Raw genomic sequence first — 23,904 nt, 5'->3', positions numbered from 1 at the left:
TTTTTGACCTTCTAGACCAGCGGCTTGACCGCGACCCAGAGGCTTCCAAGTACAAGACCTAAGAAAATAATAAGCCCGACGATGTTGTTCGATTTGAACAATCTCAGGCACTGGTCCGGATTATCGATATCGAGCACGATGATCTGGCGATAAAGATGTGCACCTGCGGCAAGCAGACCTGCCAGCGCGGGCATTGGTACCTGAGCCACTGCAAAAGCTGCCGCGAAAAACCCGATCGCACCACCATAAAGCACCATGAGCGCCGTCTTGGTATGCTTTCCGAAAAGGCGCGCAGTCGAGCCAACACCGACCAACGCATCATCTTCCTTGTCCTGATGTGCATAAATGGTGTCATAGCCGATCACCCACAGAATCGCGCCGATATAAAGCAGCACAGGTGGAAGCGCGAGCGAACCTTCGACTGCCGCCCAGCCCATCAGCGCACCCCATGAGAAGGCAAGCCCAAGTACCAGTTGTGGCCAATTGGTAAAACGCTTCATGAAGGGATAGGCCGCGACGATCAGCAGCGAGCCAACTCCAAGCCCGATAGAGAACCAGTTGAACTGCAACACAACGACCAGACCAACCAGAGCCTGCAAGACCAGAAACAGCTTGGCCTGTTTGCGCGTCACTTGCCCTGACGGCAGTGGCCGCGACCGGGTGCGGTCGACCTTATCGTCGATGTCCTGATCGGCAAGGTCATTATAGGTGCAGCCAGCACCGCGCATAGCCACAGCTCCAATAAAGAACAGTACCAGATGCCACGGCGACGGCATAACTGCCCATGCGCCATCGCCCGGTTGTGCGCCGGCCCCTGCAACAAGTGCTGCCGACCACCAACATGGCCACAACAGAAGCTGCCAGCCGATTGGCCGGTCCCAACGCGCAAGCTGTGCATAAGGCCAGAGCCAGGGTGGCAAAATACGATAAACCCAATGGCCTGATGGCGCGTCCTTTACCCGTCCGCGGTTTTCCCGCGACTGGACATCCGACTTTGCCTCTAAATGCTGCATGACTGCCTGCTTTCCTGAAACTGCGACGGTCTAGGGATTTGAATTTAGCGCTTGAATTCCGGCTGATTGGAACACAGTTTCAAACGTCAAATTCGAAAAATCCACTAGATATATAAACTCGCTACTGGTCCTTTGATTCCGATATTTGCCCAATGCTTGTAACCGAGGGATACAAATGTCGAAAACAGACCACCAGTCCGCTTTTTATCGAAAAATTGCGGCACTGCCCTTGCTCGCACGCGCGATGGGCAATAGAGACCCGAAGTAACTACAGCATCGGCCCAAAAATCGGAATGGATTTTTGGAAAGCACGATGCGTAGATTCATTAGTTTAGAGTGTCCTTTGTGCGCCCAAGAGGACGCACGGCGCTCTAAGTGGCTATTTACTTATCTCACGCGCAGGGAGCAAGGCATGAAAGTTCTGTTGATCGGTTCTGGTGGCCGCGAGCACGCACTGGCATGGAAACTTGCCGCTTCTGCGAAGCTCGAAAAGCTCTATTGCGCGCCTGGCAATCCTGGCATTGCCGAATATGCAGAACTTGCAGCACTTGATGTAACCGACCACGCAGCAGTCATCGCCTTTGCCAAGGAAAAAGCTATTGATCTTGTCGTCGTGGGACCTGAAGCGCCGCTCGTAGCGGGCCTTGCCGACGATTTGACTACGGCGGGCATTCGCGTCTTCGGACCATCGAAGCTTGCAGCTCAGCTTGAAGGCTCCAAGGGCTTTACCAAAGACCTCTGCGCGCGCTTTGATATCCCGACCGGTGCCTATGGTCGCTTCAACAATGCGCCAAAAGCCAAAGCCTATATCCGAGAAATGGGCGCACCTATCGTTGTCAAAGCGGACGGCTTGGCTGCCGGCAAGGGCGTAGTCGTTGCCATGACGCTCGATGAAGCGCTCGACGCTGTCGACGCCTGCTTTGAAGGCGCGTTTGGTTCAGCCGGTGCCGAAGTCGTCGTTGAAGAGTTCCTCGACGGCGAGGAAGCAAGCTTCTTCTGCATTTGCGATGGCAAGACGGCACTGTCACTCGGCTCAGCACAAGATCACAAGCGCGTCGGCGACGGCGATACGGGCGTAAACACCGGCGGCATGGGAGCCTATGCTCCTGCCCCTGTAATGACGCCCGAAATCGTTGAGCGTACCATGCGCGAGCTCATCGAGCCGACCATGCGCGGCATGGCAGAAATCGGAGCGCCATTCTCCGGCGTACTCTTCTTGGGGCTGATGATTGGCAAAGATGGCCCCAAGCTCATTGAGTACAACACCCGCTTCGGTGATCCTGAATGTCAGGTACTGATGATGCGCCTTGAAAGTGACCTGCTCGACCTCATCAATGCTGCCGTTGACGGCAAGCTTGATCAAGTGTCGCTTGAATGGAAAGACCAGCCCGCGCTTACAATCGTCATGGCTGCAGAAGGCTATCCGACCAACGTGAAAAAGGGCAGCACCATTCGCGGCCTTGACAAGCTCGAGGGCATTGAGGGCCTAAAGGTTTTCCATGCAGGCACTGCAGAAAAAGACGGCGAACTCATTGCGAATGGCGGGCGCGTACTCAACGTTACAGCGATTGCCGAAACTGTCGCGAAAGCACAGGCCAATGCCTATGATGCCGTGAAGAAGATCGACTGGCCGGATGGGTTCTACCGCTCAGACATCGGCTGGAGAGCCGTCGAGCGCGAACGCTCGGGCAAGTAGTTCAGGCTATATGAACGCGGTTTCGGCCTGCCTTTTTGGCTTGGTAGAGCGCGGCATCGGCGCGACGCATTGTTTCATAAAGACCTTCGTCCTCGACCTGCTCTGCCACACCAAAGCTCGCAGTTGGACCCCAATCAGGGGATTTTCCTTCGAAGCGCAGTTCACATAATGCCTGGCGCAGGCTTTGCGCCAGGGCTTCAGCAACTGTCATATCACTATCCGGAATGAAGACCACAAACTCTTCTCCACCCATGCGTGCTGCCACGGCTGATCGGGGCAATTGTGATTTGAGCAATTTGCCAAAGGCTGCGATAACCCGGTCGCCACCATCGTGCCCATAGGTATCATTGACGCGTTTAAAGAAATCCAGATCGCTCATGATCACTGAATAGCGAATACGCGCGCCCTTGCGCACCAGCACCCGCGAAACATGGCGATCAAAGCCGCGGCGATTATAAATCTGCGATAACTCATCGACTTCTGACTGCTCGCTCGCCTCCCCCACCATATGCGAAACCGTGCTTAGCAGCAGAAGCAGTCCCCGCGCGACCTGCACGAACACGCCTATCGACAGCGAGACAAGCACATGGAGCGTATTAACTTCATCCTCGGGGCGCATGTCAGAGCCTGGCGAGGCAATGAGCAAGGCTTTCGACAGATAATGGAGGCAACTGAAGATCGCGAGCGCTATCATCAGTTTATCAACCAGCCGCAGCATTCCAGAGCGATAGATCACCCGGATCATCAGAAGCTGAACGAGGCAAAGTGGTAGCTGATAGAGAAAACGATGCAGGAAAGATGTCCGCGGCAGATCGTAGATCAAAACATTACACACAATGGCAGCGACGAAGAACCCACCAATGAGCTTCCAATCAATCTTCTGCCTGTAGATGCTTTGCAAGCCAATAATTATCGCGAGAAAGGTAGCCATCAGAAGCGCAAATGAAACGGGTACGAGCACCCGTGGATTGGCAGCAAGCGGAATCCAGTAACCGGAGATTGCGACAAGCGCTGCAGATATCGACGCAAGCGTGAACCAGCGCGGGGCAGAGTAATTCCGTTCCTGAATGGCAACGAAAGCGAATGTCAGGATAAAAACGCACGAAACCGTCAGATTAACAGTCAGAAAATACGGTACGAGCGTCATATAACGGTCCCTTTGAACATGCTTATATTCTAAATGAAGACCAAGAAAATTTCGTTAAACGGCGGAATTCCCATATGCCATTGTTCTGGTTGCGGTTTACGGATCGTGATCCGTTAGGCTCGAAAATTATATAGTTGCAACGTTCTTTCGTAATATTCAGTTCGCACTATTTTATATTGATAATAGTATTTTTATGATTTTTGGAAAAGTGTCTTGTAAATGCCACGAATGCCGCATATATATTGGGCATCGATTTTGTTTTCGAATGTTGCGGCGCGATTTCGCCACCCGGTATTTCTTTCAAACTCGTGAAATTCGGCGATGGATTTCGATCCATTATATATTAACCGTGCGATTTGAAAGGAATTCAACATGGCAAACGGAACAGTAAAATTCTTTAATTCAACCAAGGGCTTCGGCTTCATTCAGCCTGATGACGGCGGCGTAGACGTGTTCGTACACATCTCTGCTGTTGAGCGTTCGGGCATGCATTCGCTGAACGAAGGCCAGAAGGTTAGCTTCGACGTGGTCGCAGACCGTCGTTCGGGCAAGAATGCAGCTGAAAACCTGCAGGCTCTCTAATATTTTTTGGGCGAGGTTCTAAACAGCTTCGCCCAGATAATAGAGCCAAGAGATTTGTCTCCGACCTTTGACCACGGATGTACTGGCACTGATCGTTGAGACAATATGAAGGTCGGGTATTGCCCGGCCTTTTTTATTTTTTACTGCTGTATTTGTTAGGCGCCTTGCGCCCTAGCGGGCGCGCAAAGGTCGCTCTAACAGCGCAAATTTGCCGCTTAGCATCACCTTCGATCCGATATGATGTAAGGCGTTGTGCAACGGAAAGTGGCGCAGTCAAATATAGCGAAGCTGTGGTACAGCAACTATTGGAGAACCGTCCATGTCAGACAACGAAAAAGAACAACTGACCAAAGATACGCTCTTCAAGTCCAATCCTTCGAGAATGGAAGCGAAGAACGCGACGACCGACAAGGCCGCTAAAGCCATTCTACAGGGCGAACGCGATGCCGTAGATGCAAAGACAGCGCGGCTACGTGCGGCGCGCCTCAACCGCGACCAAGCTGAATAACATCACAGCCACTCTTGAAACTATCAATAACTTCATCGTGTGAATATTGACGTTTACGTAATAAGCCGATAGCTCTTACTCATGACCAGCCATCAGGCTGAACGGATTGCCAGAGATTTACGGGCAATTCGGAGCCTTTTGAGGAAAAGGTTTTTAGGAGGAAAGATGTATCGCGCGCCGGTTTCTGAAATTTCCCATACGCTTATGAAGGTCGCAGGCCTCGAAAAAGCTATTGAGGATAGTCGTTTTCCTGAATTTTCTGCCGATTTGGCGGAAGCTATTCTGGAAGAGGCTGGCAAGTTTGCCGCCGAGCGCGTCGAGCCGCTTCGTATCCCTGGCGACAAACATGGCGCCACGTTGAAAGATGGCGTTGTCACCACTGCTCCAGGCTGGAAAGAGCTTTATGCCGACTGGATTGCAGGAGGTTGGAACTCGCTAACTGGCACGCCGGAATATGGCGGTCAGGGCCTGCCGACAATGATGTCGGTGGCGGTCAGCGAAATGTGGAACTCCGGCACACTGGCTTTTGCCATCGCTCCCACACTCACCATGGGTGCGGTTGAAGCGCTGGAGAAGCACGCATCAAAAGAGCTCAAAGACATCTATCTCGAAAAGCTCATCACCGGCGAGTGGATGGGCACAATGAACCTGACCGAGCCGCAAGCTGGCTCTGATCTCGGTGCTTTGCGTGCGCGCGCAGAGCGGAGCGATGATGGCAGCTATCGCATCTTTGGCCAAAAGATTTTCATCACTTACGGTGAGCATGACCTGACCGACAATATCGTGCATCTGGTGCTGGCACGCCTGCCCGATGCCCCTGCTGGCACAAAGGGCATTTCGCTGTTTCTTGTGCCGAAGTTCCTCGTCAATGAAGATGGTTCGCTTGGCCGCCGTAACGATCTTTTCTGCTCAGGCCTTGAACACAAAATGGGGATTCACGCCTCACCTACCTGCACCATGATCTATGGTGACGGCTTTGCGAAGGGGGAAGAAACCGGAGCGGTTGGCTATCTGATTGGCGAAGAAAACCGCGGTCTCGCCTGCATGTTTACCATGATGAACAATGCGCGTCTCCTGGTTGGTATTCAGGGCGTTGGCGTAGCGGAAGCTGCCTATCAGCAAGCATTGAATTACGCCAAGGAACGCAAACAAGGCCGTGCTGTTGGTGCTGATCCCAAGCAGGGCATGAGCCCGATCATCAAGCACCCCGATGTGCAGCGCATGCTGCTCACCATGAAGGCGTTGACGCAAGTTGCCCGCTCCATCACTTATTCCTGCGCTCACGCAATCGACATGAGTCATGCGACCGAGGGGGCAGACGTGCAATTCTGGTCGGACCGTGCTGGCCTTCTCACGCCTTTAGCCAAAAGCTTTGCAACCGATGTCGGTGTTGATGTGGCCTCGCTTGGTATGCAAATCCATGGAGGTATGGGCTTCATTGAAGAAACGGGTGCGGCACAGCTACTGCGCGATGCCCGCATTACTCCAATCTATGAAGGCACAAACGGCATTCAAGCTATCGACCTCGTGCTACGCAAATTGCCAATTGGCAATGGCGAACATATCACGGGCTTCTTTGCCGAATTGCAGGATGAGGCTGACAAGGCCAAGGCCTCAAACCGTCCTGAACTTGGTGAAACAGGCGCGCGCCTGTCCGTTGCCATTGACGAAGCCCGCGTAGCCACCGACTGGCTGCAAAAGGCAGCACGCGAAGGCCGGACAGAGGAAGCGCTCGCTGGAGCCACACCGTATCAGCGTCTGTTGTCGCTAACCGTTGGCGGTGCGTATCTCGCACGTGCAGCTCTGACCAGCGATGATGAAGGCCGGGCAGCCCTTTGTCGGTTCTTTGCTGAAAACATGTTGGCGGAAGTTAGTTCCTTGAAAGACACAGTCATCACCGGCGCATCGAGTCTCGCCGCCGCCAAATCTGCACTGGAGGCGTGAGCATGAGCGAGCATATTCTGATTGAGCGTCAAGGTTCCGTGCAGATCATCCGGCTTAACCGGGCTGACAAGAAGAACGCCATCACGCGTGCGATGTATGCCGCGATGGCCAAGGCGCTTGTTGATGGCGATGCAGACGGCGCCGTGCGCGTGCACGTGTTTCTCGGCGTTCCGGGCGCTTTTTCATCCGGCAACGACATGCAGGATTTCATGGCTGCCGCCTCTGGAGGCAATATGGGCAATGATATCATGGATTTTCTCGCAGCCCTTTCGGGTGCGAAGAAGCCGATTGTCTCAGGCGTTGATGGCTTAGCCATCGGGATCGGCACGACTATTCATCTGCATTGCGACCTAACATTTGCCACCAATCACGCCTTGTTCCGGACGCCCTTCGTCGACCTTGGGCTTGTGCCGGAAGCAGCGTCCAGCCTACTTGCACCGCCATTGATGGGCCACCAGAAGGCATTCGCACTATTGGCGCTGGGACATGGCTTTGATGCACAGGCAGCCCTTGAAGCCGGCATTGTCTTTAAGGTTGTCGAAAGCGGAGAGCTGGAAACGGAAGTGTTAAAGGCTGCTGAAGAAATAGCCGCCAAACCTTCACAGGCCATGCAGATTGCACGTAGACTGATGCGAATGCCTGCTGAACCCGTCGCTGATCGCATAGCACGGGAAGCCAGGCACTTTGCCGAGCGGCTCACCTCGAACGAGGCGCGCGAAGCCGTAATGGCGTTTCTCAGTCGTAAGAAATAATCCGAACAAAAAATTACCCGGATGGGGTTGCCATCCGGGTGGCTTGCTGGAGGTCAGCCAAGTTGGTTGCTCCGGCATCGGCGGTTTTTGATATCTGGAAAGGTCCTTCGTCTTTCCAGACGACCACCGAGCGGGGCGTTATTCCTTAGATAGTGTAGAAATCTGACGAGAACGTGTTCACACGCGAATGTGATGAATTCTGGGTTTCATTTCAGTTTCTGGCGATAATCTCACGGCCTTCAATCACCATGCGAACACCCAGCGAACCGGTCTTGCGACGAGCAAGAAAGCGCGGGCGACGGCGACGTGGTTCCTGCCCCTGACGACGAGCCTGCGGCTCAGAGGTGCGCACAGGTCCAGTGCTTTCATAAAGCGGACGAGCAATACCATCTTCTTCGACCAGCATCATCGGCAGATTGAAAGTTGCTGCCCATGCGCGCCAGTCAGCAGCAACATCGGTCAGGTCATGAGCAACGAGCAGTGGCACTGAAAGCTGCGGATCTTCATGCATCAGTTCAAGCGTTACGGTGATTTCACCGAACTCATCTTCCACAGCGCGGGCAGCCACACCAACAAACGCATTGATTGGCAGCGCGATCGACATTGGCAGGCCGCTCGAAGGCAAAACCTGCCGGATGACAGCACCACGTTCGCTGATGGTGAAGGTTACGTCTGCATCGCAATCTTCTGCCGCATAAGTCACTACCTGCGGAAGGTGAAACGGATCGAGCCGAAGTTCCTGACCTGCCCATTCTGGCTTCTTAAGTCCGCTGCTCATCATTTTCGACGCCTCTGTCTATCTCTGCCTGTTTTTTGAGAGCCAGTTATTCCGGCTTCTCTTTTGAGCGATGTTCGCTCTTGTTGATTTGGAGAATAGACCGCGTTTATTACCGATGCGCTTAACGCGTTAGGTTAACTTTTCCCTGCTTTTTCATTTGGTTACCGCTTTACAACCAGGTGTAAGAAGTCAGTAATTCTTGCTAATTTACGTTTACATAAATGAAAAGGCGGACAGTTTCCTGCCCGCCTCGGTTTTGTCATATTTGCTGAAATTACAGCACTTTACCCGGGTTCATGATGCCCAGCGGGTCGAATGATTTCTTAATACGACGCATCAATTCGAGCGCCACTGCCTCCTTGAAGAAGGCGAGCTCTTCGCGCTTCAACTGGCCAATGCCATGCTCGGCGGAGATCGATCCGGTATAAGACGCAACAATTGTGTGAATGCGGTGATTGAGATCGTGCCAGCGATCAAGGAAAGCCTGCTTGTCGGCACCCACCGGCTGCGACACGTTATAATGCAGATTACCATCGCCTATATGACCGAAGCAAACGATACGCGAGCCGGGGATCATTTCCAGTGTTGCTGCGTTGGCTTCATGGATGAAAGCCGGGATTTTTGCGACAGGCACCGAAATATCGTGCTTGATCGAACCGCCTTCCGGCTTCTGCGCCCAGGACATTTCCTCACGCATTTTCCAGAACATCTGTGCCTGCGCAACGCTTTCAGCAATGGCCGCATCCTGAATGATGTCGTTCTCAAACGCTTCTGTCAGAATGGTTTCAAGCGTGGTGCGGGCATCGTCTTCCGAACGGGTCGATGAAATATCAACCAGCACATACCAGTCATGTGGGCTTTCGAGCGGATCGCGAACGCCGTCCACATGGGCAACCGTAAACTCAACGCCCACACGCGGCATCAGTTCAAAACCGGTGAGCGATGGACCTGCGTGTTCGGTCGCAAGCTGGAACAGGCGCAGCACGTCTTCCGGGCTGCGTAAGCCCGCATAGGCGACGCCCTTGCCCTTTGGCTGCGGGTAAATCTTCAAAACGGCTGCGGTGATAACGCCAAGCGTGCCTTCAGACCCGACAAACAGGTCTTTCAGATCATAGCCGGTGTTGTCTTTCTTCACATAGCGCAAATCGTTGAGGATTTCGCCGCTTGGCAAAACCACTTCAAGGCCGAGGCACAGTTCGCGCATATTGCCGTAAGCCAGAACAGCGGTACCGCCAGCGTTAGAACCAAGATTGCCGCCAATCTGGCACGAGCCTTCCGCACCGAGCGACAGCGGGAACAGACGGCCCACTTTCTGCGCTTCGTCCTGAAGGTTTTTCAGGATTACACCGGCTTCCACCGTCACCAGATTGCCGACCGGATCAACCGAGCGCACCTTGTTCATGCGGCCAAGCGACAGAACAACCGTGGTGTTGCTTTCATCCGGTGTCTGACCGCCAACGAGACCGGTATTGCCGCCCTGCGGGACGACCGGGGTTTTGGTTTCATTGGCGAGTTTCAGAATCGCGGAAACTTCTTCGGTTGAGGCTGGACGCAGCACCAGCGGCGAACGGCCCTGATAGAGATCACGCTGTTCGATCATGAATGGCGCAATATCTTCCGGCGCGGTTAGCGCATTCTTTTCGCCAACAATGGCTGCAAAACGTTGGATCAGGGCGGTGTCGAGCATGTGCTTCTCTTAAGTCTTGGGGGAATTAGCGCGGGGCAGCCGCGCGTTTAAGACGATCATTGATGGCCTCACCGAGACCATCAAAAGGAATGGGTTCAACGGCAATTGTGCGAGCGGCGCTTGCATCAAGCCTGCGCATGAAATCAAACAGATTGCTGGCCGCTTCGCGCAAATCGCCCAATGGGCTGAGGTTCAGGACGGCTAGCGCTTTATCAGCATCGGCCACGCGCTTTGGCCCGAAAGCCAAAAGCGCCTCGCCCTCGCCAACACTCTCAACATTCAGCCGAACGGCAGCATTGGGTGCATAATGGGATTCCATCATACCCGGCGCTTGAATAGCGGCCTTATGCTCAGCGCGTTCAAGCTTCACGCCAATCAGCGCTTCGATTTCCCCAGCAGCCAGACCGCCGGGGCGCAGCAGACGCACGCGCGCACCTTCAACCTTGATGATGGTGGATTCAACACCAATGCCACAAGGACCGGCATCAAGGATCATATCGATCTTGCCGCCCAGATCATCTGCCACGGCTTTTGCCGAGGTCGGGCTGATACGGCCAGATGTATTGGCACTTGGTGCAGCAACCGGGCTATCGAGTTGCTTGATAACATCGCGCACTTGGCCGGTGGGCATACGGATGGCGAGGGTATCAAGCCCTGCCGTCACCAGCGGATGGATGGGGCGCTGCGTATCCTGCTTTGCTTTGAGCGGCAGAACAATGGTGAGCGGCCCCGGCCAGAAGGCTTCGGCGACTTTGCGCGAGATCGGGTCGAAAGTCACATAGCGCTCGGCCATGGCAATGCTGTCGACATGAGCAATGAGCGGATTGAACTGCGGGCGTCCTTTGACGGCAAAAATGCCCGCCACACCTTCGCCGTGTGCTGCATCGGCGGCAAGGCCATAGACCGTTTCCGTCGGGATTGCGACAAGCCCGCCGCGCGCGAGCACTTCGACTGCACGCGAAACAGCATTGTCATCAAATGTCACGATCTTGGCCAAAGGCTTCAGCCCTTATTCATTGTTGCTGCGCGTTTTCGCGCATGTCGTAGCTACACAAACCGTCGCTTTTGAGCAAGAGAGTCCAAAGAGCACTTCATGCAAGATCGGAATGAGTTACAAAAAGAAAGGGCGCTTCAAAGCGCCCTTTTGTTATTTATCCGGCGATTTTCGAGAAATCAGCCACCTTGCTGGTGGCAGTGCGGATTTGTTCAAGCAGTGCAAGGCGGTTGGCGCGGACGTTTTCGTCCTCGTCATTGACCAGCACTTTTTCAAAGAACGTGTCCACTGGACCGCGCAGCTTGGCAAGTGCCAGCATCGCACCACCGAAGTCTTCGCGGGCAATGGCTTCTTCGGCTTCCTGAGCTGCGAGGTTCACAGCCGCATGAAGCGCCTTTTCCTCGTCTAACTTCAACAGGCCAGCATCGACGCTTGGAGCGACCTTGGTGCCTTTTTTCTCTTCCGCTGCCAGGATATTGGCGGCGCGCTTGGTGCCAGCCAGCAGGTTCTTGCCGTCTTCTTCATTGATGAAGACGATCAAGGCTTCCAGACGACGTGCAACCAGCAGAAGATTGTCGGCATGAGCGGTCAGAACGGCATCAATCGCGTCGTGGCGTGCGCCATCTTCCTTCAAGTGAACCTTGAAACGTTCATGCAGGAACGAGAGAAGATCAGCCAGAACCGGCTCAGCATTGGCCTCAATTTCCGCACGCGCTTGCGCTTCGAGATTGCGCAATGCGTTGTCGACATCCTGTTCGCCATCAACATCGCCGGACTTTTCCGAAGCCAGCTTTGCTTCAAACTCACGCAGTTTACGCTGAACCTGTCCTTCTTTGAGCGAGGCGTAGGCCGTGTGCAGAAGCGGCAGGAGCGGGAACTTCCAATCTTGCGAGAGCACCAGACGGATCACACCAAGCGCTGCACGGCGCAGAGCAAACGGGTCTTTCGAGCCGGTTGGCTTTTCGTCAATCGCCCAGAAACCGACCAGTGTGTCGAGCTTATCAGCCAAAGCGACAGCAACGGCAACCGGGTTCCTCGGTACAAAATCCGATGGGCCTTGTGGCTTGTAGTGTTCTTCAAGAGCCATAGCGACGGATACGTCTTCACCCTGAAGAAGCGCATATTTGCGGCCCATGGCGCCCTGAAGTTCGGGGAATTCGCCAACAACTTCCGTGGTCAAATCGGCCTTTGCCAGAACGGCAGCACGGGCTGCAAGCTTTGGATCGGCACCGACGAGTGGTGCAATCTGGCTTGCCAGTTCGCGGATGCGTTCAACGCGTGCGCCTTGCGTGCCTAGCTTGGCATGGAAGGTCACGTTAAGCGCATCCAGACGCGCCATGCGCTGATCGAGCGGCTTTTTCAGATCAAGGCCGAATTTTTCGCCCGACGCCAAAAGCTTGTCGAGATCAGGCAGATCGTGCTGATCGGTGTGCCAGAAATAAAGCGCATCGGACAGGCGTGCGCGCACGACCTTGCCATTGCCGTAAGCGATTTCCGTGCCGCCATCGCGTGCTGCGATGTTCGAGATCAGAATGAACTTGTTCGACAGCGCTTCAGTTTCGCCCTGCTTGCGGGTGACGAAGCATTTCTGGTTGGCGCGGATGGTGAGGCGGATGACTTCCGGCGGGATTGCGAGGAATTCTTCCTCGAACTCGCCCATCAGCACGACCGGCCATTCAACCAGACCGGATACTTCTTCAAGCAAGCCTTCGTCTTCGACCAGATCGAGGCCCGATGCAAAAGTCAGATTGCGGGCGTCCTGCAGGATGATTTCCTTGCGGCGCTCAGCGTCGAGTACCACGAAAGCCTTCTCAAGCTTTTCGACATAGTCGTCAAAACGGCGCACCTTGATCGCCTGACCATCGCTTAAGAAACGATGACCATAGGTCAGGTTGCCGGACTTCAGACCATCAATGTCAAACTCGACCACAACCGTTTCTTCGGTTTCAGGGCCGAACGTGCAGAGGATCGATTGCAGCGGACGCACCCAGCGAAGCGCACCCGGCTTTGACGAGGCCGCACCCCAACGCATGGACTTTGGCCATGGGAAGTTGCGGATTACCTGCGGTACGAGTTCCGCAATGATTTCTTCCGCAGCGCGGCCCGGCTTGGTCAGATGGGCAACGTAGAAATCGCCCTTCTTTGGGTCGGAATGCACATGGGCCTGAGACACATCGCTGAGGCCAGCCTTGCGCAGAAAGCCCTGAATGGCTTGTTCTGGAGCTGTGACAGATGGACCTTTTACGTCTTCATGCACGTCTTTCGAGCGCACGGTCAGACCGCGAACATCGAGCGTCAGGCGACGCGGGGTCCAATAGGCGGTCGTGGCTTCATAGGTAAGGCCAGCTTCCACCAGACCATCGGTGATCATCTTCTTGAAATCACCGGCAGCTTTACGCTGCATACGGGCCGGGATTTCTTCGGAAAAGAGTTCGAGCAACAAATCAGGCATAATAATTACTCGCCCTCACGCTTGAGAATAAAACCACCGGCATCCGTCAACAAGAACGCTTCGCCGCACTGACGCGCGAGATTACGCACGCGCAGGATATAGCTCTGGCGCTCGGTAACCGAGATCACGCCGCGCGCATCCATCAGGTTGAAGACGTGGGATGCCTTGATGCACTGGTCATAGGCCGGGAATACGCACTTATGCAGCGAGTTTTCGCCCGTGCTGCCTGCCTTCAAGATCGCAGCGCATTCGCGCTCTGCATCGATGAAATGCTGATGCAGGATTTCGGTGTTGGCCATTTCGAAATTGTAGCGGGAATATTCCTGCTCGGCCTGCAAGAAAACATCGCCATAGGTGAGTTTTTCTTCGCCTTCGAGGCCGTTGAAGTTGAGGTCATAGACATTGTCCACGCCCTGCACATACATGGCGAGGCGCTCAAGACCATAGGTCAGCTCGCCAGCAACCGGCGAGCACTCAATGCCGCAAACCTGCTGGAAATAGGTGAACTGCGACACTTCCATGCCGTCACACCAGCATTCCCAGCCAAGGCCCCATGCGCCGAGCGTCGGGCTTTCCCAATCGTCTTCCACGAAGCGCACGTCATGCAGCGTTGGATCAAGACCGATCGCACGCAGCGAACCCAGATAGAGATCCTGAAGGTTCGGCGGCGATGGCTTGATGATCACCTGATACTGGTAATAATGCTGCAAGCGGTTTGGATTTTCGCCATAGCGGCCGTCCTTTGGACGGCGCGATGGCTGCACATAGGCAGCTTTCCACGGCTTTGGCCCGAGCGAACGCAGCGTTGTCGCCGGGTGGAACGTACCCGCCCCCACTTCCATGTCGTATGGCTGCAAAATAGCGCAACCGTGTTCCGCCCAATAGTTATGGAGCGTCAGGATCAAGCCCTGAAAGGAACGGGTGGGATGCATATGTGCTGGCAACGTACTGGACACAGGGTCAGGCCTTGTTATTGAAATGATGGCCCGGTCTAATTTGTCCGTCACGCAGGGTCAAGCATGCGAGCCATTGCGCGCGGTAAAATCAACGCGCAATGAATGATTTGGGGATGGTTTGAACCCTATCTGCGTTAGTTTGCAGCAGGTTTTTCCGTTTCAGGCTTTGCCGGTTCGGCTTTCGGTGCCTCTTCAGCCGGTTTTGGATCAACAGGCTTTGCTTCTGAAGGCTTAGCGTCAGCGGGCTTTGCTGCATCCGCCCGCGAAGGATTGGTTGGATCAGCAAGGCCAGACTTCAGTTTTTCTTCGATCTTGGCGAGTTCTTCCGGCTCCGGTTTACCGGCAATCGCGTGGTTCCACTGGAACGTCGCCTCAAGCTGACGATCCGCACGCCAGTACGCGTCACCAAGATGATCGTTGATGGTCGGATCTTCCGGGCGCAGCTTGACGGCCTTTTCAAGCTCAACGACTGCTTCCGGGTAACGACCAAGCTGATAATAAGCCCAGCCAAGTGAATCGACGATATAGCCATCCTGCGGGCGCAACTCGACGGCCTTCTTAATCATGAGCAACGCCTCATCGAGGTTCTCACCGCGATCAACCCAAGAATAGCCAAGATAGTTCAGCACTTGCGGCTGGTCAGGATAAAGCTCCAGCGCTTTCTTGAAATTCGGCTCTGCCTGATCCCATTCTTTCAAACGCTCATGCGCGATGCCACGCTGATAGAAGACCGGCCAGTCCTTGCGTTCAGGCGACTTGATCTGCTCAACGGCCGCATCATAGATTTTTGCAGCATCGGCAAAGTTCTTGTCCTGCGCATAAACGCCGCCCAGTGCCAGATAGGTGCGAATATCGGTCTTGTCGCGGTTGAGCAAGGTTTTCAACTGCTCAATCGCCTCGCTTGTCTTCTCGTTTTCGGCAAGATTAAGCGCTCGCTGCATTTCTGCATCGCGCCTATAGGGCGATTTTTCAGGAACGCGCGCATAATACTCGACAGCCCTTTCCGGCTGGCGCAGCTTCGCCGAAATATCGCCAAGCTGATAAAGCGTGGCATCGTTATCTGGGCGCAATGGCAGTGACATTTGCAGATAAAGCTTGGCAAAAGCTTCCGCGCCACCACGATTGATCGCCGTACCAAGCGTATAAAGCACTTCGCCGACACCCTGCTGCGGCGTCTCGATCAGGCGAGGATATTTCTGTCCAGCCTCAATCTTTTCGCGCATCTCGGTGATGGTCATGCGTCCATTCAGAAGCTCTTCAGCATCTTTCAGAATCTTGATTGCGCCGTCCTTGTCACCCTGACGCAACTTGAAGGAGGCATAAGCCATCACAATGCGTTCATAGGTATCAGGTGCGGCACTACCGCCCGGACGATCATCGATCGCCTGCTGGTAATAGTTACGCGCATCCTGCTTCTGACCCGCAATGTCGGCGATAAGTGCTGCATTATAAATGCGGAACAGGCCATACCACTCAGGGCCGTTGATCTTCACAACATCGGTGAGCGCACGCTTCGGATTGCCCTGACCGACCTTCACCCATGCACCCATAAGGCTTGTCGCGAGCTGATCCATATCGGACTGGATCGACAGCATCAGGAGTGGGCCAGTCTTGCGATATTGCTTTCTAGAAATAGCGTCGATTGCCAGAGCAACGCGCGAAAAGCGTTCAATCTCAGGCTGATTCTTCAGCTCTTCCGCAAGCGGTAGTGCATCTTTGAAACGGCCTTCCGTCAAAAGAGCAAGAAGCAGGTTTTGCTTGATAATATCGTTGCCGGGATCAAATGCCATAGCCTGACGATAGAAGTCGACGGCAGCACCAATATTGTTATCGGCTTCTGCCGTGCGAGCAGCAAGATAAGCGCCTGCAAACGAACCGGCACGCACTTGCGACACAGGATCGGGATTGGTTTTAGCCATTGCCGCATTTGCTGGCAGCGCTACTCCCGCTAGAGCCAAGAGAAGCAATCCGTAAAGCGGACGACGTTTCAATCCCTGCCGCATAAAGCCCAGTCCTCTTTCCAATTCCGTATAAGATCCCCTATTCAGAGGCACTTCAAGCATGGCCTTTTTGGGGTCCTTGCGCAAGAAAAGCATCCGTGATGGATGCTTTTCTTTTCATTCTTACCTTGCATGTCGTTCTCCCGAAACCGCTTCCCACTTTCGGGCAATATACTCGAAAAAGCATCCGTGACGGATGCTTTTCTTGTTGATTTTGCTCATCATTTCGTCAAGTCGAAGCCTGTTCGAAATTTCAGATTGCGACCGAGTTCACTCTACGCCCTCATCTCAGCAGGCGCATAGCGCCTTGTTAAAGGGCGAGGCTCCAGCGTGTTCTCTCTCGCCTTGCAAGACGCCGCCTTTAGCGGCTCATCAAGATGAGGGAGAGAGAGACCGCTCGATCAAGAATCAATTCACTCGGCTGATGCAGAAATCGATCACTTCGATCAGCGCATCTTTCTCAGGTGTGGACTTCAAAGGCGCCAAGGCGTCACGGGCAATTTCACCAAAATGCCGTGCACGCTGCACTGTATCGGCAATCGCACCGTGCTTGGTCATCAGACCAATGGCCTTTTCAAGTGACGCGTCGTCGCTGGCACCTTCTTCGATTGCGTTCTTCCAGAATGCACGCTCTTCATCGCTACCCCGACGATAGCTTAGGATAACCGGCAAGGTGATCTTACCTTCACGGAAATCGTCGCCAGTGTTCTTGCCAAGATCGGCAGCCGAGCCACCATAATCCAGCGCATCATCAACGAGCTGAAAGGCGAGGCCGAGATTAAGACCGTAATCGCGAAGGGCTGCACGATCCGAACGCTGGGCCTGAGCAATGATTGGACCAACTTCAGCCGCAGCTGAGAAAAGAGCGGCAGTCTTGGCTTTGATCACAGCCAGATATTCGTCTTCGGTGGTTTCCATGTTCTTGGCTGCAGCAAGCTGCATCACTTCGCCTTCAGCGATAACCGAGGCGGAAGTTGCAAGAACATCGAGTGCATCGAGTGAGCCGACATCGACCATCATCTTGAAAGCCTGACCGAGCAGGAAATCTCCAACCAGAACACTGGCCTGATTGCCCCAGATCATGCGTGCCGTACTCTTGCCGCGACGCAGATCGCTTTCATCGACCACATCGTCATGCAGAAGAGTAGCGGTATGCATGAATTCGACCGAGGTTGCGAGACGGACATGCCCGTCACCCTCATAGCCAAACATGCGGGCTGCTGCGAGCGTCATCATTGGGCGCAGGCGCTTGCCGCCAGATGAAATGAGATGGTTAGCCACTTCCGGAATCATCTCGACATCGGAACCTGCACGGGACAGGATCATTTCGTTCACGCGGCCCATATCGGCCTTCGTGAGATCGACCAGAGGCTGGACCGATCCTTCCTGTTTCTTTTTCCCGTCGAGATTCAAAACCACACCCAATGTCGTTACTCCTAGCTGCTGACCACACTATGTGTGCGGATCAGAATGCTCAAGACGCTTAAAAGCCCCCTGCACGCCCAAGCTTTTCATTCAGAGCCTGTTCACCATTGAAGGAAGCAGTTGTCAATGCGGTCTATTGATTACACATTGTCGAAATGATCGAACTTATGCGCACAAATGATTCCGTATTGCTGTCCGTCGCCGAAGCGCTGATGAAAGAGGCGGGCATCATCTATTTCATTGCCGACACGAATATGAGCATCCTCGAAGGTTCGCTTGGCATTATACCGAGGCGGTTTCTGGTCGAAGAAGACAGGCTGGACGAAGCCCGGCGTTATCTCATCGACGCTGGCTTGGAACACGAATTAAAAGACCATGGCAAATAACATTTCCGAGCATCAGCCTGACACGGTAGGTGAAACGCTCGATGTGTTCCATCGTGGTGCATTTCATCTCGTGCAACCCGCAATCAAAGGGCATCGTTCCGGCGTAGACGCAATGATTCTAGCAAGCAGCGTCCCGCAAAGTTTTTCAGGCCAACTCGCTGATCTTGGCAGTGGCGCCGGTGCTGCGGGGCTGGCTGTCGCCGCTCGCTGTAAAAACGCACGCGTCACACTTATAGAGCGCTCCGGCTTCATGCTGAACTTTGCGCACAAAAGTGTCCGTCATCCGCTCAATGCAGCCCTGTTGGATCGCGTCGATATTCTCGAAGCCGACGTCTCACTGACTGGAAAGGCACGCGCTGCCGCTGGCCTTATCGATGATAGTTTCGACTTTGTCATCATGAACCCGCCTTTCAACGAGGCAAGTGACCGTTCCACGCCCGATCCCGTAAAGGCCGAAGCGCATGTCATGCCAGAAGGCATGTTTGACCAATGGTTGCGCACGGCATCAGCAATCCTCCGCCCGGGGGGGTGTGTATCTATTATTGCGCGCCCGGGTTCACTCGCACCAATACTGGAAGCGCTCACTGGTCGATTTGGCGGGGTTAAAATCATCCCGGTATTGCCGCGTCCCGACAGTGCGGCTATTCGCATTGTGATTATGGGCATTCGCGGTAGCCGCGCTGGCCTCTCGCTGATGCCGGCACTCATTCTTCATGGCGATGCAGGCAATGATTTCACAGAGCGCGCAACCGCTATCAATAACGGGCAGACTTCGCTGCTTTAAAAAACGCTTACAGCGGTTCCAGTTGAGATTGAATCGCTGGAACTGCCGTAACTAACTGTTTTACGCATTGTCCGACGCAAAACCGCTTCGCACTTTTGCGGGAAATTCTTTAAAGACGAGGCTTCTATGGAAATCAGACCAGTCAGAATTGATGATGCCGATGACATGAGCAAGGTGCTTAAAGAAATCATCGACGCGACCGGACGGCAGCGGCAATATGACCGTGATCATGTCATCGAACTCTATATTTCCGACCCGAACCGCATAGAATGTCATGTGGCGGTTGCCGATGGTGAAGTATTGGGGTTCCAGTCGCTGAAACATGCGACCGAAGGCAATCCATATGGCGTCGCTGTCGGCTGGGGCATTATCGGCACTCATGTCAGCCCGCGTGCAGCGCGCAAAGGTGTCGGATCGGCTTTGTTTGCCGCAACACGCCAAGCTGCAACAGTTGCAGGGATTATCGATATCGACGCGAGTATCGGCGACAACAATGACATGGGGCTCGCCTATTACGAAGCGATTGGTTTTCGTACATACCGAACCTCGCCGGGCAGAATCTGTAAACAATATAAAATGGAAAATTAAAGATATGCTGCTGATCGTTGGAACAGTGCGGGTATTGGCCGAAAACTTAGATGAAGCACGTCCTGTGATGCAGCGCATGATCCAAGCAAGTCGCGCGGAAAGTGGCTGTATTGAATACGCCTATGCTCAGGACATTCTTGATCCCGGCCTCATCCATGTAAAAGAACTCTGGTTGGATCGGGTTTCACTGGACAAACATTTCACTTCTGGCCACATAGCAGACTGGCGTTCCGAATGGCCAAGACTGGGCATAACGGATCGAAATCTCATGCTCTACGAAGTAGAAGCTCCGGAAATAACCTGAAAAGAAAATAATGACGTCCAATCCGAAGCCCGTTCGCCCCGTTTCCATCATGCGTCGCTTTCTCGATAGTGAATCAGCCGGTGGCATAGCGCTTATGCTTTCCGCAGCACTTGCACTCATCGTCGCGAATTCGCCTTTCTCAAAGGCCTATTTCGACGCTTTGCATTTCTACATTGGGCCACTCAGCATTGCGCATTGGATCAATGATGCGCTGATGGCCGTCTTCTTCCTGCTGGTCGGGCTTGAGATCAAGCGTGAGTTTCTCGATGGTCAGCTTGCAAGCTGGCCCAATCGCATGTTGCCAGGGATTGCCGCTGCGGGTGGTGTTGTTCTCCCCGCTCTGATTTTTGTCGCATTCAACTATGGCGACCCGGAAAAAGTACGCGGCTGGGCTGTACCATCTGCCACCGACATTGCTTTTGCACTCGGCGTTTTATCGCTGCTGGGTTCACGCGTGCCTTCGAGCCTCAAGGTATTTCTGGCAACGCTTGCGATCCTTGATGATCTGGCGGCTGTTGTCATCATCGCAATTTTCTACACTGCCGAAATTTCCATGCCCTATCTTGGCGCAGCTTTCGCAACGGCTGCGGTGATGTTTGCCATGAACCGCCTCGGCGTAGCCAAATTGCTGCCTTATCTTATCGGTGCGGCCGTGTTGTGGTTCTTTGTGCTCAATTCCGGTGTCCATGCGACTGTCGCAGGGGTCGTGGCGGCGCTGATGATCCCGCTCAAGCCTGCCAAGGCCAAGCCAGACGATATGAGCTCGCCGCTCCATATCCTCGAACATGCATTGGCGAAGCCAGTTGCGTTCTTCATCGTTCCCGTGTTCGGCTTTGCCAATGCAGGTATTTCCTTTGCGGGGATGAGCCCTTCCATCATCTTTGATACGCTGCCGCTCGGCATCATGCTTGGTCTGTTTATCGGTAAGCAGATAGGCGTGTTTGGCGCAGCTTGGCTTGCGATCAAATCAGGGCTGGCACAAAAACCAATGGGCGCAAGCTGGGCTCAGCTTTATGGCGTTGCGGTTCTGTGCGGTATTGGCTTCACAATGAGCATCTTCATCGGCCTCTTGTCGTTCCCGTCGGAACTGTTGCAAGCCGAAACGAAAATCGGGGTTCTCACCGGCTCCGCCTTGTCGGCAATATGCGGCTACGTAATGCTGAGAATGCTGGCAAAGCCGAAAAAGTGATACGCAATGAATGCCCGGAACAATTTTCCGGGCATTTCTCTTTGTATTTCCGAGATTGATTTCTACATTTGAGTGAAGAAGCTTTTTCAACTGGAGTTTGATTTGTCCGGAATATTGACCCGTTTCATTCCGCGTCGTTTTCGCAAAAAAGAAATTGAGATTCCTGTTGTGCGCCTGCATGGCGCCATCATGACTGGCGGCTCTTCTTTCCGGCCAGCACTCTCGCTTGCCACTGCAGCAGGCGTTCTGGAAAAGGCGTTCACCGACAAGGAGACACCGGCTGTTGCCATTTCTGTCAATTCGCCCGGAGGCTCACCGGTTCAGTCGCGTCTTATTTATCGCCGCATCCGCGATTTGGCCGATGAGCATCAGAAACGTGTCTTCATTTTCGTTGAGGATGCTGCCGCATCAGGCGGTTATATGATTGCGCTTGCAGGTGACGAAATTATTGCCGACCCCTCTTCTATCGTTGGTTCTATTGGTGTCGTTTCGGCATCTTTCGGCTTCCCGGAATTGCTCAAAAAGATCGGTGTTGAGCGTCGTGTCTATACCGCCGGCCAGAACAAAGCCGTGCTCGACCCTTTCCAGCCAGAGAAAAAGACAGATATTGATCGCTTGAAAAAGCTTCAGCTTGAAATCCACGAGACCTTTATCGACATGGTGAAGGAACGTCGCGGAAGCAAGCTTGCAAATGACCCCGATCTATTCACGGGTATGTTCTGGACCGGCATAAAGGCCAAGGAAATCGGTCTTATCGACGGGATTGGCGATATGCGCAGTTTTTTGCGCAAGACTTACGGGGACAAGGTGAAGCTCAAACTCATAGAGCCAAAGCGCGGATTGCTTGGACGCAAGGCACCAAGCGTCGAAATGAGCCTAGGTCTGGGTCTAGATCCAGCCAGTATTGCAGCCAATCTTGGTGAGGGCTTAGTGTCGGTTGCCGAAGAAAAAGCACTCTGGGCACGATATGGGCTTTGAATTCCATCGTTTCACCATGATATGATGCATAAAAGGGCGGATCAGTGTTATGCTATTCGCCAAGACTTTTCCCTGCGTGATCCCGAAATGGCATTTTCGGGATCTTGTGCAAGCCTGAGGACTAGAGGCCATGCCCCAGCTTATCTTTCTGCTGTTGATCATCGCTGCCGCCTGGTACGGCTATCGTTCGTTCAAACGCGAAGCGGTACGCGTTACCCAGCGCGTGCGCCGGGCAGAAAAAGAAGCGCAGAACCGCGCTCACGGCACGCTCGTTCAGGATCCTAAGACCGGCGAATATTACGTCAAAAAAGATTAAGGCGTCGTGCGCCGTAATGGGCGCACAAGGGCTGTTCTAACGGCTTAAATTACTGCTTTTCTGAATGCATCATTTTGTTGAGGCCGCCACTCTGGTTCGTCATCCTGTTCATCGTGTGGCACCGGCCAAGATTAATCTCGCGCTGCATGTAACAGGGCGCAGGGATGACGGTTATCATCTGCTCGACATGCTGGTGGTGTTCGCCGATTATGGCGACCGCATAAGCATTGAAGAAGCGCATCATGACAGTTTCAGCATCGATGGGCGCTTTGCGCATGGCATACCGCTTGATAGCGGCAATCTGGTCATCAGGGCACGCGATGCATTGAAGCAATATGCGGGTCGCGATCTCACGCCCGTTGCCATTCATCTTGAAAAGAACCTGCCAGTGGCTTCAGGCATTGGTGGTGGCTCAAGCGACGCAGCAGCAACACTTCTTGCGCTCAATGAAATCTGGCAACTCGGCCTCGACTTAGACACACTGACTGAACTTAGCCTCAAGCTCGGTGCTGACCTTCCTATGTGTTTGCATGGCGCGGCTATTGGCACTCCACTTGTTGCGCGCGGCATTGGTGAACACCTGACTACGGTCGCGCAAATGCCGCCTCTTCCCTTGCTGCTTGTTAATGACGGCACTGCTGTTGCAACACCCTATGTCTTCGGAGCGTTGACAAAGCGCGACAACTCTTCCCTCCCGTCGCCTTCAGAAAGCGGCATAGAAACCATCTGTGCCTATCTCGGCTCAACCCGCAACGATCTTCTGCCCGCCGCGCTGACACTTGCTCCACAAATCGAGAATAAGCTTGATCTGTTGCGTATGCGAGGCGCACTTTTTGCACAGATGTCGGGCTCGGGTGCGACGTGCTTTGCCATCTTCAACGACCAGCAAAGCGCGGATGATGCGGCTTCCAAAATTCGGGCGCAAGAGCCTGACTGGTTTGTGGTTTCCACCCAAACAACTGCATCGTCGTTCTGACGTCAGATAGCCACTTTTCGGCCTCATACTGTTCACATATACTTGAATAAATTGCGCCTCATTGGTCGATTGAGCCAATTTCAAGGCTTATTGTCTACTGATATGAATACAATGCGTGAACCATTTGCGATCTAGGCGCAGCCCTTTGAAAGGCCTATCTCTCAATCATCGAAACGACGAACACACCGTCGCTTCCCAAATTCTAGGAGATAGAAAATGAAAAAGTTTGCTCTTGCTGCCGTAGCCGTTGCTCTTAGCGCCGGTGCCGCTTTCGCTGAAAATCCACGTGTTGGCGAACCTGCCGATCTTTATGCAAATGACCGTACACCCGTTGCAACCCAGCAGGTTGATAACACGGCAACCGCTTCCATCGGTCAGTCCGCTTTTCAGGACGGCTCCGCTCATCGCTTCGGTGATGCATCGCCTTCAAGCTTCCAGAACTAAGCTTG

23 protein-coding genes are annotated in these 23,904 nt (G+C 53.8%); 14 read left to right on the top strand and 9 right to left on the bottom strand.

The genetic code is table 11. The features are described 5' to 3' along the window. Positions 1-11: 11 nt before the first annotated feature. Complete coding sequence (gene ubiA, locus QBD00_RS18080) at positions 12-1,013, bottom strand: 4-hydroxybenzoate octaprenyltransferase (protein ID WP_095446137.1); 1,002 nt, start codon at positions 1,011-1,013, stop codon at positions 12-14. Positions 1,014-1,425: 412 nt separating this feature from the next. Between ubiA and purD the strand changes: the two genes are divergently transcribed. After that, complete coding sequence (purD, locus tag QBD00_RS18075; RefSeq protein WP_318580170.1) at positions 1,426-2,709, top strand: phosphoribosylamine--glycine ligase; 1,284 nt, start codon at positions 1,426-1,428, stop codon at positions 2,707-2,709. Between the two features lies 1 nt (position 2,710). Here purD and QBD00_RS18070 read toward each other — a convergent pair whose 3' ends face one another. Next, positions 2,711-3,856, bottom strand: a complete 1,146-nt coding sequence (locus QBD00_RS18070; RefSeq protein WP_095446135.1) for a GGDEF domain-containing protein — start codon at positions 3,854-3,856, stop codon at positions 2,711-2,713. A gap of 372 nt (positions 3,857-4,228) precedes the next feature. On the opposite strand from QBD00_RS18070, the gene QBD00_RS18065 reads away from it, so the two are divergent. The 4 genes from QBD00_RS18065 (at position 4,229) to QBD00_RS18050 (ending at position 7,642) form a co-directional block, all read left to right on the top strand. Next, complete coding sequence (locus tag QBD00_RS18065; protein WP_024896137.1) at positions 4,229-4,438, top strand: cold-shock protein; 210 nt, start codon at positions 4,229-4,231, stop codon at positions 4,436-4,438. A gap of 319 nt (positions 4,439-4,757) precedes the next feature. Next, entirely contained in the window at positions 4,758-4,946 is a 189-nt protein-coding gene (locus QBD00_RS18060) for a hypothetical protein (protein WP_095446134.1), read from the top strand. A 165-nt stretch (positions 4,947-5,111) separates the two neighbouring features. Then, positions 5,112-6,890: an acyl-CoA dehydrogenase gene (locus QBD00_RS18055; RefSeq protein WP_318580169.1), complete on the top strand. Its 1,779-nt coding sequence runs from the start codon at positions 5,112-5,114 to the stop codon at positions 6,888-6,890. Between the two features lie 2 nt (positions 6,891-6,892). After that, positions 6,893-7,642: a crotonase/enoyl-CoA hydratase family protein gene (locus tag QBD00_RS18050; protein ID WP_318580168.1), complete on the top strand. Its 750-nt coding sequence runs from the start codon at positions 6,893-6,895 to the stop codon at positions 7,640-7,642. A 211-nt stretch (positions 7,643-7,853) separates the two neighbouring features. Here the strand turns inward: QBD00_RS18050 and QBD00_RS18045 are convergent, their stop codons facing one another. From QBD00_RS18045 to QBD00_RS18015, 7 genes are all read right to left on the bottom strand, one after another. Further along, the gene (locus QBD00_RS18045; protein WP_095446131.1) at positions 7,854-8,423 is read right to left on the bottom strand and encodes a DUF6101 family protein; all 570 of its coding nucleotides are present in this window, start codon (positions 8,421-8,423) and stop codon (positions 7,854-7,856) included. A 271-nt stretch (positions 8,424-8,694) separates the two neighbouring features. Continuing rightward, entirely contained in the window at positions 8,695-10,107 is a 1,413-nt protein-coding gene (locus QBD00_RS18040; RefSeq protein ID WP_318580167.1) for an FAD-binding oxidoreductase, read from the bottom strand. A gap of 25 nt (positions 10,108-10,132) precedes the next feature. Further along, positions 10,133-11,104: an L-threonylcarbamoyladenylate synthase gene (locus QBD00_RS18035; RefSeq protein WP_318580166.1), complete on the bottom strand. Its 972-nt coding sequence runs from the start codon at positions 11,102-11,104 to the stop codon at positions 10,133-10,135. Between the two features lie 154 nt (positions 11,105-11,258). Continuing rightward, positions 11,259-13,553, bottom strand: coding sequence for a glycine--tRNA ligase subunit beta (glyS, locus tag QBD00_RS18030; protein ID WP_318580165.1), 2,295 nt, complete (start codon positions 13,551-13,553; stop codon positions 11,259-11,261). Positions 13,554-13,558: 5 nt separating this feature from the next. Then, positions 13,559-14,485, bottom strand: coding sequence for a glycine--tRNA ligase subunit alpha (locus QBD00_RS18025; RefSeq protein ID WP_318580229.1), 927 nt, complete (start codon positions 14,483-14,485; stop codon positions 13,559-13,561). A 158-nt stretch (positions 14,486-14,643) separates the two neighbouring features. Continuing rightward, positions 14,644-16,512, bottom strand: coding sequence for a tetratricopeptide repeat protein (locus QBD00_RS18020; protein WP_095447846.1), 1,869 nt, complete (start codon positions 16,510-16,512; stop codon positions 14,644-14,646). A 405-nt stretch (positions 16,513-16,917) separates the two neighbouring features. Then, positions 16,918-17,934, bottom strand: a complete 1,017-nt coding sequence (locus tag QBD00_RS18015; protein ID WP_095446125.1) for a polyprenyl synthetase family protein — start codon at positions 17,932-17,934, stop codon at positions 16,918-16,920. Between the two features lie 155 nt (positions 17,935-18,089). Here QBD00_RS18015 and QBD00_RS18010 point away from each other — a divergent pair, with 155 nt between their 5' ends. The 9 genes from QBD00_RS18010 (at position 18,090) to QBD00_RS17970 (ending at position 23,899) form a co-directional block, all read left to right on the top strand. Next, positions 18,090-18,320: a DUF2007 domain-containing protein gene (locus QBD00_RS18010; RefSeq protein ID WP_151091330.1), complete on the top strand. Its 231-nt coding sequence runs from the start codon at positions 18,090-18,092 to the stop codon at positions 18,318-18,320. Further along, entirely contained in the window at positions 18,310-19,104 is a 795-nt protein-coding gene (locus QBD00_RS18005; protein ID WP_264232157.1) for a tRNA1(Val) (adenine(37)-N6)-methyltransferase, read from the top strand. Before QBD00_RS18010 ends, QBD00_RS18005 begins: the two co-directional genes overlap by 11 nt. Positions 19,105-19,230: 126 nt before the next feature. Further along, the gene (locus tag QBD00_RS18000; RefSeq protein ID WP_095446123.1) at positions 19,231-19,692 is read left to right on the top strand and encodes a GNAT family N-acetyltransferase; all 462 of its coding nucleotides are present in this window, start codon (positions 19,231-19,233) and stop codon (positions 19,690-19,692) included. Between the two features lie 4 nt (positions 19,693-19,696). Next, positions 19,697-19,996 (top strand): putative quinol monooxygenase, encoded by a 300-nt coding sequence (locus QBD00_RS17995; protein ID WP_318580164.1) that lies wholly within the window; start codon positions 19,697-19,699, stop codon positions 19,994-19,996. A gap of 10 nt (positions 19,997-20,006) precedes the next feature. Continuing rightward, positions 20,007-21,185, top strand: coding sequence for a Na+/H+ antiporter NhaA (nhaA, locus tag QBD00_RS17990; RefSeq protein WP_318580163.1), 1,179 nt, complete (start codon positions 20,007-20,009; stop codon positions 21,183-21,185). A gap of 102 nt (positions 21,186-21,287) precedes the next feature. Continuing rightward, positions 21,288-22,163, top strand: a complete 876-nt coding sequence (locus QBD00_RS17985; protein WP_191793062.1) for a S49 family peptidase — start codon at positions 21,288-21,290, stop codon at positions 22,161-22,163. A 130-nt stretch (positions 22,164-22,293) separates the two neighbouring features. After that, positions 22,294-22,479 (top strand): membrane protein, encoded by a 186-nt coding sequence (locus tag QBD00_RS17980; protein ID WP_024896122.1) that lies wholly within the window; start codon positions 22,294-22,296, stop codon positions 22,477-22,479. Positions 22,480-22,543: 64 nt separating this feature from the next. Beyond that, positions 22,544-23,455, top strand: a complete 912-nt coding sequence (locus QBD00_RS17975) for a 4-(cytidine 5'-diphospho)-2-C-methyl-D-erythritol kinase (RefSeq protein WP_318580162.1) — start codon at positions 22,544-22,546, stop codon at positions 23,453-23,455. A 216-nt stretch (positions 23,456-23,671) separates the two neighbouring features. Continuing rightward, positions 23,672-23,899 (top strand): hypothetical protein, encoded by a 228-nt coding sequence (locus QBD00_RS17970; protein WP_318580161.1) that lies wholly within the window; start codon positions 23,672-23,674, stop codon positions 23,897-23,899. The last annotated feature ends 5 nt before the right edge of the window (positions 23,900-23,904 follow it).

It is taken from the genome of Ochrobactrum sp. AN78, assembly GCF_029909885.1.
In the GTDB taxonomy this organism is placed as follows: domain Bacteria; phylum Pseudomonadota; class Alphaproteobacteria; order Rhizobiales; family Rhizobiaceae; genus Brucella; species Brucella quorumnocens.
This window is presented reverse-complemented; position numbering and strand designations above follow the sequence as displayed.

What these genes read in the sequence shown, in the direction of transcription:
- ubiA (WP_095446137.1), bottom strand. Translation starts at nt 1,013, where the DNA reads ATGCAGCATTTAGAGGCAAAGTCGGATGTCCAGTCGCGGGAAAACCGC.
- purD (WP_318580170.1), top strand. Translation starts at nt 1,426, where the DNA reads ATGAAAGTTCTGTTGATCGGTTCTGGTGGCCGCGAGCACGCACTGGCA.
- QBD00_RS18070 (WP_095446135.1), bottom strand. Translation starts at nt 3,856, where the DNA reads ATGACGCTCGTACCGTATTTTCTGACTGTTAATCTGACGGTTTCGTGC.
- QBD00_RS18065 (WP_024896137.1), top strand. Translation starts at nt 4,229, where the DNA reads ATGGCAAACGGAACAGTAAAATTCTTTAATTCAACCAAGGGCTTCGGC.
- QBD00_RS18060 (WP_095446134.1), top strand. Translation starts at nt 4,758, where the DNA reads ATGTCAGACAACGAAAAAGAACAACTGACCAAAGATACGCTCTTCAAG.
- QBD00_RS18055 (WP_318580169.1), top strand. Translation starts at nt 5,112, where the DNA reads ATGTATCGCGCGCCGGTTTCTGAAATTTCCCATACGCTTATGAAGGTC.
- QBD00_RS18050 (WP_318580168.1), top strand. Translation starts at nt 6,893, where the DNA reads ATGAGCGAGCATATTCTGATTGAGCGTCAAGGTTCCGTGCAGATCATC.
- QBD00_RS18045 (WP_095446131.1), bottom strand. Translation starts at nt 8,423, where the DNA reads ATGATGAGCAGCGGACTTAAGAAGCCAGAATGGGCAGGTCAGGAACTT.
- QBD00_RS18040 (WP_318580167.1), bottom strand. Translation starts at nt 10,107, where the DNA reads ATGCTCGACACCGCCCTGATCCAACGTTTTGCAGCCATTGTTGGCGAA.
- glyS (WP_318580165.1), bottom strand. Translation starts at nt 13,553, where the DNA reads ATGCCTGATTTGTTGCTCGAACTCTTTTCCGAAGAAATCCCGGCCCGT.
- QBD00_RS18025 (WP_318580229.1), bottom strand. Translation starts at nt 14,485, where the DNA reads ATGCATCCCACCCGTTCCTTTCAGGGCTTGATCCTGACGCTCCATAAC.
- QBD00_RS18020 (WP_095447846.1), bottom strand. Translation starts at nt 16,512, where the DNA reads ATGCGGCAGGGATTGAAACGTCGTCCGCTTTACGGATTGCTTCTCTTG.
- QBD00_RS18010 (WP_151091330.1), top strand. Translation starts at nt 18,090, where the DNA reads ATGATCGAACTTATGCGCACAAATGATTCCGTATTGCTGTCCGTCGCC.
- QBD00_RS18005 (WP_264232157.1), top strand. Translation starts at nt 18,310, where the DNA reads ATGGCAAATAACATTTCCGAGCATCAGCCTGACACGGTAGGTGAAACG.
- QBD00_RS18000 (WP_095446123.1), top strand. Translation starts at nt 19,231, where the DNA reads ATGGAAATCAGACCAGTCAGAATTGATGATGCCGATGACATGAGCAAG.
- QBD00_RS17995 (WP_318580164.1), top strand. Translation starts at nt 19,697, where the DNA reads ATGCTGCTGATCGTTGGAACAGTGCGGGTATTGGCCGAAAACTTAGAT.
- nhaA (WP_318580163.1), top strand. Translation starts at nt 20,007, where the DNA reads ATGACGTCCAATCCGAAGCCCGTTCGCCCCGTTTCCATCATGCGTCGC.
- QBD00_RS17980 (WP_024896122.1), top strand. Translation starts at nt 22,294, where the DNA reads ATGCCCCAGCTTATCTTTCTGCTGTTGATCATCGCTGCCGCCTGGTAC.
- QBD00_RS17975 (WP_318580162.1), top strand. Translation starts at nt 22,544, where the DNA reads ATGCATCATTTTGTTGAGGCCGCCACTCTGGTTCGTCATCCTGTTCAT.
- QBD00_RS17970 (WP_318580161.1), top strand. Translation starts at nt 23,672, where the DNA reads ATGAAAAAGTTTGCTCTTGCTGCCGTAGCCGTTGCTCTTAGCGCCGGT.